Here is a 7,947-nt window from a genome sequence, read left to right on the forward strand (position 1 = left end):
ATGACCGGGGCAGCGCCGGGCCATGCCCGGCGAGCGCAGCGGCGTGGGTCAGGCCCCGCCCTGGATGTTGGCCTTCACCGCGGGCTGCATCAGCTTGGGTTCTTCCAGCGTCGCATCGCGTGCCTGGCGCACGCTGACGAACTCCGCCTCGGCCACGCCGTCATGCACGTGGATGTTGTGTGCGCGCTGTTCGCCGATGGTGGTTTCGTTGGCGAATGCACGACCACCCGGACCGTAGTCGTGGCAGACGAACACGCGGGTCGCATCGGGCAGGGCCAGCAGGCGCTGGATCGAACGGTACAGCTGCGCGGCATCGCCACCCGGGAAATCGCAGCGGGCGGTACCGCCGTCGGGCATGAACAGCGAGTCACCGGTGAACAGCGCATCGTCGATCAGGTAGGCGATGCTGTCGCTGGTATGGCCGGGCACGGCGATCACCTGACAGCGCAGTTCGCCCAGAGCAAAGGTTTCGCCATCGCTGAACAGGTGATCGAAGATGTCATCCGCCGCAGGAAGCTGCAGGCCGTAGCGCGGCGCGAAGGTGGCCTGCACCGCGCGGATGCCTTCGCCGATGGCCAGCGTGGCCTGCGGGAAGCGCTCCTTCAGGCGGCGCCCGGCCGACACATGGTCGGCGTGGGCGTGGGTTTCCAGCAGCCAGCGCAGCTGCAGGTCCTGTTGTTCGATGGCCTGCAACGCGGCATGCAGCGGCGCTTCACTGCTGGCGTCGGTATCCGGGTCGTAGTCCAGGACCGGGTCGATCAGCGCTGCCTCGCCGCTGGCCGGGTCGCTGACCAGATAGCTGAAGGTGTTGCTGTCACGGTGGAAGAACGACTGCACCTGGACCGGCATCGGAACTCTCCTCAGCGCGTGCCGAGCACGCGGTTCAGCAACTGCGCCAGGTTCTCACCGGCCAGTCGCAGCTGCGCTTCGGCCAGCGGCCGGTAGCGCTCGGTGTATTCGTCACCGATTTTACGCGTGGCCGGATAAACGCCAGCTTGCATGGAAATGCGGCAGCTGGCCTCGGCCCACGTCTGCGGGTCGCGCTGCGGGTTGGACTGGCGCGCCAGCTTCGGCGCGCGCTGGCTCTGCAGCAGCGGGAGATAGCCTGCGTCGTCCAGCTTGCGGGTGTTGAGCATGCCGCTGTCCCACAGCGAGTGCAGGTTGGTACCGCGGTTGCCGAACTGCAGCTGGAAGTCGTTGCCGCCCTTGTCGTGGGCGTAACCGGCGTGCATCGGCTGGTGGATGTCGCCGACCAGGTGCACGACGAACTTCAGCGCCTGCAGGCGCTCGCCGTCGGTCAGGCTTCGGTCGCCGAGGATGGCGCTCTGTGCCTTCAGGGCCTCGACGATGCAGTTGCCGTTCTTGCAGTGCTTCGGTGCTTCGTAGTGGCAGTTGTCTTCGGCGATGTTGACGTAGTGCCAGCCGGCCGAGCGACGGCCCAGGCCCGGGTCTTTGGCGCGCAGCTGGTCGGCCCACGGCGCGATGCTGGCCAGCGTGGCATCCGGTTCGGTGGCCAGCAGGCGGTCCACTTCGGCGCGGGCGGTGGGGTTGAGGCGGGCGTCGGCGACTTCGGCGACCAGACGGTGGCCTTGCGCGCCCCAGGCATGGGCGGGGGCGGAGACGGACAGCAGGGCCGGCGCCAGGGCGGCGGCGAGGAACAGGGAGTGCAGGGCTTTCATGCGCACATTCTAGCGGGGGCAGGTGGATTGAAGAGCGGCGCGTTCCTGTTCCGAAGTGGGAGCGCAGCGGGAGGGGCTCCGCTCCCCGCCTCGCCCCAGCTCCGAAACCGCTTCAGTCCCAGGAGCAAAAAAGCCCCGGCAATCACCGGGGCAACATGCTGCGAGGGTTTTGCGTGTAGCGGGGGAGCGGGGGCGAAGCCCCCGCGCTCAACACACCGCTTTAGAACTTGAAGACGTACGAAGCGCCGTAGACCAGCGGATCGATGTTGACCGTGCCGATCTTCTCGCCATTCAACTTCACCTTGCTGTCGATGTCGATCCAGCGCATGTCCACGCGCAGTGCGCCCTTCTCGCCGATCGCGAAGTCCACGCCCGCATGCGCGGCCAGGCCCCACGAATCCTGCAGCTTCAGGCGGCTGTCCTTCAGCGCACCGGTGGTGTCTTCGCTGAAGAAGGTCGTGTAGTTCACGCCCGCACCGATGAACGGCGACACCTTGCCCTTGCTGTTGAAGTGGTACTGCACGGTCACCACCGGCGGCAGCTGCTTGGTGCTGCCTACGCGGCCCAGGCCGTTGATGTTGATGTCGTGCTTGAACGGCAGCGCGGCCAGCACTTCGATGCCCAGGTTGTCGGCGATGAAGTACTCACCGGTGATGGTCGGCTTGACGTCGTTGTCGACGTCGACCTTCAGGGTGTGGTTGGCCAGCCAGCCGTTGTTCGACTTCGGGGCCACCTGGTGCACGCCGGCGGAGAGGGTCCAGTCGCCCTTGGACTGGGCCATGGCCGGGGCGGCGGCGAGGGACAGGGCGGCGGCCAGGCTGGCCACGATCAGGGGGGAGGTCTTGCGCATGGGGGTGATCTCGTTGCTGGGTGGATGCGGCCAGTCTCGGCCTCACATCGCGCTAACGCTTTGATCCGGATCAAATCCTGTCCGCCGGCCTGCTGCCTGCCGGGGCTGGCCGGCGGTGGCCAGCCCCGGTTTGCTAGACTTGTGGGCCCTATCCATCCCGCCGCACCCGTCGCGGCCGCAGGAGCTTGAGAACATGGCAATCAAGGTTGGTATCAACGGTTTCGGTCGCATCGGGCGTAACGTCCTGCGCTCGGCGGTGCTGAACTTCGGCGACGACATCGAAATCGTGGCCATCAACGATCTGCTGGAGCCGGACTATCTGGCGTACATGCTCAAGTACGACTCCGTGCACGGCCGTTTCAAGGCTGACGTGGCGGTGCAGGGCAACGACCTGCTGGTCAACGGCAAGAAGATCCGCCTGACCCAGGAACGCGACCCGGCCAACCTGAAGTGGAACGAAGTGGACGTGGACGTGGTGATCGAATCCACCGGCCTGTTCCTGACCAAGGAAACCGCGCAGAAGCACATCGATGCCGGCGCCAAGAAGGTCATCATGTCGGCTCCGTCGAAGGACGACACGCCGATGTTCGTCTACGGCGTGAACGACAAGACCTACGCCGGCCAGGCGATCGTCTCCAACGCGTCGTGCACCACCAACTGCCTGGCCCCGCTGGCCAAGGTCATCAATGACAAGTGGGGCATCAAGCGTGGCCTGATGACCACCGTGCATGCGGCTACCGCTACCCAGAAGACCGTCGATGGCCCGTCCAACAAGGACTGGCGTGGTGGCCGCGGGATCCTGGAGAACATCATTCCGTCGTCCACCGGTGCGGCCAAGGCCGTCGGCGTGGTCATCCCGGAACTGAACAAGAAGCTGACCGGCATGAGCTTCCGTGTCCCGACCTCGGACGTGTCGGTGGTCGACCTGACCGTCGAGCTGGAAAAGGAAGCCACCTACGCCGAGATCTGCGCCGAAGTGAAGGCACAGAGCGAAGGCCCGCTGAAGGGCATCCTGGGCTACACCGAAGACAAGGTCGTGGCCACCGATTTCCGCGGCGAGACCTGCACCTCGGTGTTCGACGCCGAAGCCGGTATCGCCCTGGACGGCACCTTCGTCAAGCTGGTCACCTGGTACGACAACGAGTGGGGCTACTCGAACAAGTGCCTGGAAATGGCCAAGGTCGTCGCCGCCAAGTAAGGCTGGCCAAGATCGCACGCGGACCCCGGCCTGGCCGGGGTTCGTCGTTTATGGGGCCAGCCCTGTCGTAGCATGGGGCGGTCGACCGCTGCCGCTGGGGCGCGGGATTGCAATGGAAGCATGCAATGGAAGCATTGATAGCCCTGGTGGTACTGGTTCTGCTGGCCATCCCGCTGCTGCTGGTGGTAGCGCTGGTGATGATTGCCGGCCTGCGCCGCCGTGTGGCCGCGCTGGAAGGTGCCTTGGCCGCCGCGCCGGCCGCCCGCCCGGTTGCAGCCGAGCCTGCGCCGGAACGGGCTGCGCCCATGCCTGCGGCCAGTGCCGATCCACCGTTCCTGCGGCCGGTGGCGGCTGCCGCGCCGCCTCCCCCCCAGCCAACGCCGCCGCCGGTGCACGAACCGGTGCCTGCGGCAGCGGAGGCGCTGCGCCCGGTCGCACCACCGCCGGTGCCTTCCGTGCCAGTGCAGCCGCCGTTGCCTTCAGAACCGACGCTGCCGAACTTCATCGAGCGCGGCATCGGAGCGGTCAAGCGCTGGTTCACCGAGGGCAACGTGCCGGTCAAGATCGGCATGCTGGTGCTGCTGGCCGGTGTTGCCGCGCTGTTGAAGTACGTCAGTGACCAGGGCTGGCTGGTGCTGCCGATCGAGCTGCGCCTGGCCGGTGTCACCGTGGGTGCGCTGGGCCTGCTGGCGTTCGGTTGGCATCAGCGCGAGCGCCGGCGCTTGTTCGCACTGGCGCTGCAGGGCGGTGCCATCGGCGTGCTGCTGCTGACCATCTTCGCCGCATTCAAGCGGTTCGAGCTGCTCAACCCCGGGTTTGCCTTCGCCAGTTCGATCGCGCTGGTGGCCGGGCTGTGCGTGCTGGCGGTGGTGCAGAACTCGCGCACGCTGGCGGTGCTGGGCATCCTCGCAGGCTTCATGGCACCGCTGTGGCTGTCCACCGGCAGCGGCAACCACGTGGGGTTGTTCAGCTACTACGCGGTGCTCAACGCCGGCATCTTCGCCATTGCCTGGTTCCGACCGTGGCGCGCGCTGAACCTGCTGGGCTTCGCCTTCACCTTCGGTATCGGTACGTTCTGGGGCGTGCTGCAGTACGCGCCGGACAAGTTCAGCAGCACCGAGCCGTTCCTGCTGCTGTTCTTCGCCTTCTACCTGCTGATCCCGCTGCTGTACGCACGCCGGGAGCCCGCCGGGCGGCGTGACCTGGTCGACGGCAGCCTGGTGTTCGGTACGCCCTTGGTCGCCTTCTCGCTGCAGTCCGGCATGCTGCACGAGCAGCCGATGACGCTGGCGCTGTGCGCACTGGGCCTGGCGGCGATCTACGCCGTACTGGCGCGGGCACTGATTGCGCGCGCGTCGTACACCGTGCTGGCGCAGTCGCATGCGGTGCTGGCGGTGGGCTTCGCCACGCTGGCGGTGCCGCTGGCCTTGTCGGCGCGTGCCACCGGCGCGGTGTTCGCGCTGGAAGGTGCAGGCCTGGCCTGGCTGGGCCTTCGCCAGAAACGCTGGCTGCCGCAGGTGTCCGGTGCGTTGTTGCAGATGGGCGCGGCGTTCGCTTTCGTGGCCGGTGGCGATCACTGGCATGAGGACCTGCGCTTTCTGCTCAACCCGACCGCGATCGGTGCACTGCTGCTGGCCGTTGCCGGCTTCGCGTCGGCCTGGAGCTACCAGCGCAGGCAGCGCCACGAGATTGCCCTGGTCTACTACCTGTGGGGCCTGCTGTGGTGGCTGGGTGGCCTGGTGCACGAGATCACCCGGTTCTTCCCGTACCGCACCGAAGTGGATGCACTGCTGGTGCTGGCTGCGGTGACCGCATGGCTGGCCGCCGAGGTGCAGCGCCGCCAGCCGGCGCGTGCGCTGGGGATGACCGCACTCGCGATGCTGGCGCTGGGCTTCCCACTGGCGCTGATACAGAGCGACGCGCACCATCAGCCGTTCGCCGGCTACGGCGCGCTGGCCTGGGCAGTGTTCGCGGTGCTGGGCGTGCGCACGCTGCTGTGCCTGCGCCAAGGCGGCAATACCGTGGCACGCATCGCGCAGTTCCTGTGGTGGCTGCTGTGGCCGTCGCTGCTTTCGCTGCTGGCTCTGTGGGGCGGTGGCGAGGCCGATCTGGCACAGGGCTGGACGACGCTGCTGGTGACCCTGCCGTGGCTGCTGATGGCGGCGCTGTCGCTGTGGCGCTGGAATGCGCTGCGCTGGCCGCTGGGTGAAGCGTTCGATCGCGTGCGCCAGCCGCTGCAGTGCGTGCTGTTCGGCCTGTTGTCGATCGGCTGGCTGTCCGGCCAGCTGCTGCCGGGCGATGCTGCGCCGCTGCTGTGGCTGCCGGTGCTGAATCCGGCGGAGATCGGGCAGTGGCTGAGCCTGCTGCTGCTGGCGCGTTGGCTGTACAGCGATCAGGCGCCGCAGGCGCTGCTGGGTATCCGCATGCCGCTGCTGTCACTGGCAACCTTCGTCGCGTTGACCAGCGTTGTGCTGCATGGCGTGCATCAGTGGGGCGGCCTGTCCTGGAACGCGTCGATGATGCGCTTCAGCCTGGCGCAGACCAGCCTGACCGTGCTGTGGAGCGTGCTCGGCGTGATTGCCTGGGTGTGGGGCTCGCGCCGCGGCCAGCGCGTGTTGTGGATGGTCGGTGCCGTGCTGATGGGCGTGGTGCTGGCCAAGTTGGTCATCGTAGATCGCCAGCACCTGGGCAACCTGCTGGGCATCGCATCGTTCATCGCTTACGGCCTGCTGTGCACGGTCGTGGGTTATCTGGCGCCGGCACCGCCGAGCGCGGCGCCGACCGTGGAGGAAAAACAATGAAGACGTGGAGCAGGGCGCTGCTGCCGGCGATGTTCGGCATGCTGGCCGCCGTCACCGCACAGGCCGCCGATTACCGTACCCAGTACGCCGAGCAGTGGCCGCTGACGTTGTCCAGCGCACAATCGGGTGCCTACCGTGTCGTGCTGGAACCGGCGATCTACCGTCGCGCCGGTAGTGCGGACCTGGGCGATGTGCAGGTGTTCAATGCCGCCGGCCAATCGTTGCCGTCGGCGTTGCTGGCGCCGGACCAGCCGCTGGCACAGCCGCCGGTGCAGCGTGAGCTGCCGTGGTTCGCGTTGCCGCCGCTGGCCGAAGCGCAGCGCAACGACCTGCAGTTGCTGACCGAGCGCGATACCGATGGTCGCGTACGCCGGGTCGAGGCGCGTGTGGGTGGTGGTGCGGTAGCGAACGGGCAGGGCGGTTGGCTGATCGATGCCAGCGTGCTCGGCCAGCAACCATTGGCGGCACTGGTGCTGGATTGGGCGGACAGTGGCCAGCCGTTGCAGGCACAGGTGCAGCTGGACGTCAGCGACGACCTGCAGCACTGGCGTGCGATTGGCCGCGACATTCCGCTGGTGGATCTGCAGCGCGCCGGCAAGCGCCTGCTGCAGCGCCGTCTGCAGGTGGATGGTGAAGCGCGCTATCTGCGTGTGCTGGCGCAGGGCGATGCCCGTCTGCCAACGTTGCGCAGCGTACTGGCCGAGCTGCCACCGGCACCGGCCACACTGCCGTGGGAGTGGTTGTCGCTGGAACCGACCTCGAAGCGCAAGGGCGAATACACCTTCGAGATGGATGGCCGCTTCCCGGCGGCGCGCGCTGACGTGGCCAGCACCGACAACAGCCTGGTGCAGTGGACATTGTTCAGCCGCGATGACGAGAGCGCGGAATGGCAGCGCCGTAGTGCACCGTGGATTGCCTATCAGCTGCAGCAGGGCGCGCAGGGCCAGCGTCAGCAATCGGCCGCGCAGCCGCTGGGCGGCGTGCATCGGGATCGTTACTGGAAGCTGGTAGCGAATCCGGCTGAAACGGCAACGGCTCCAACCCTGCGTCTGGGTTATCAGCCGGAAGTGCTGGTGTTCCTGAGTCAGGGCGCGGCGCCGTATGCGCTGGCGGTGGGCAGCTCGACTGCGCGCCGGATGGAGGCGCCGATCGGTGTGCTGATCGAGGAGCTGCGGCAGCGCAATGATCCGTCGTGGCAGCCGACGCTGGCGCGCCTGGAAGGCAGCCCGGAACCGCTGGCCGGCGATGCGGCGTTGAAGCCGCAGCACGACTGGAAGTCGTGGCTGTTGTGGGCGTTGCTGGGGTTGGGCGTGTTGGTTGTTGGCGGCCTGGCGGTCAGTCTGCTTCGGCAGAAGCCTGCGCCTTCGGCGTAGGTTCCGGCGAACGGCGCAGCCCCTCGTGGGTGGATTGGTCGTGTAA

Annotated in this window: 6 protein-coding genes; 3 read left to right on the top strand and 3 right to left on the bottom strand. The window is 67.4% G+C overall.

All coding sequences use genetic code 11. The features are described from left to right. Positions 1-48 precede the first annotated feature (48 nt). From QRO95_RS02935 to QRO95_RS02945, 3 genes are all read right to left on the bottom strand, one after another. On the bottom strand, positions 49-849 hold the full coding sequence (locus QRO95_RS02935; RefSeq protein WP_285301629.1) for an MBL fold metallo-hydrolase: 801 nt from the start codon (positions 847-849) through the stop codon (positions 49-51). Positions 850-860: 11 nt separating this feature from the next. Then, on the bottom strand, positions 861-1,679 hold the full coding sequence (locus QRO95_RS02940) for a S1/P1 nuclease (RefSeq protein ID WP_010484081.1): 819 nt from the start codon (positions 1,677-1,679) through the stop codon (positions 861-863). A gap of 220 nt (positions 1,680-1,899) precedes the next feature. After that, positions 1,900-2,529 (bottom strand): OmpW family protein, encoded by a 630-nt coding sequence (locus QRO95_RS02945; protein ID WP_019338734.1) that lies wholly within the window; start codon positions 2,527-2,529, stop codon positions 1,900-1,902. 193 nt (positions 2,530-2,722) lie between these two features. Here QRO95_RS02945 and gap point away from each other — a divergent pair, with 193 nt between their 5' ends. The 3 genes from gap to QRO95_RS02960 all read left to right on the top strand — a co-directional run bounded on the left by gap (position 2,723) and on the right by QRO95_RS02960 (position 7,901). After that, complete coding sequence (gene gap, locus QRO95_RS02950) at positions 2,723-3,727, top strand: type I glyceraldehyde-3-phosphate dehydrogenase (RefSeq protein WP_032127866.1); 1,005 nt, start codon at positions 2,723-2,725, stop codon at positions 3,725-3,727. 125 nt (positions 3,728-3,852) lie between these two features. Then, positions 3,853-6,528 (top strand): DUF2339 domain-containing protein, encoded by a 2,676-nt coding sequence (locus QRO95_RS02955; RefSeq protein WP_285301630.1) that lies wholly within the window; start codon positions 3,853-3,855, stop codon positions 6,526-6,528. Beyond that, positions 6,525-7,901, top strand: a complete 1,377-nt coding sequence (locus tag QRO95_RS02960; RefSeq protein ID WP_285301631.1) for a DUF3999 domain-containing protein — start codon at positions 6,525-6,527, stop codon at positions 7,899-7,901. Before QRO95_RS02955 ends, QRO95_RS02960 begins: the two co-directional genes overlap by 4 nt. Positions 7,902-7,947: the final 46 nt, after the last annotated feature.

Source organism: Stenotrophomonas maltophilia group sp. Smal13, assembly GCF_030236855.1.
In the GTDB taxonomy this organism is placed as follows: domain Bacteria; phylum Pseudomonadota; class Gammaproteobacteria; order Xanthomonadales; family Xanthomonadaceae; genus Stenotrophomonas; species Stenotrophomonas maltophilia_A.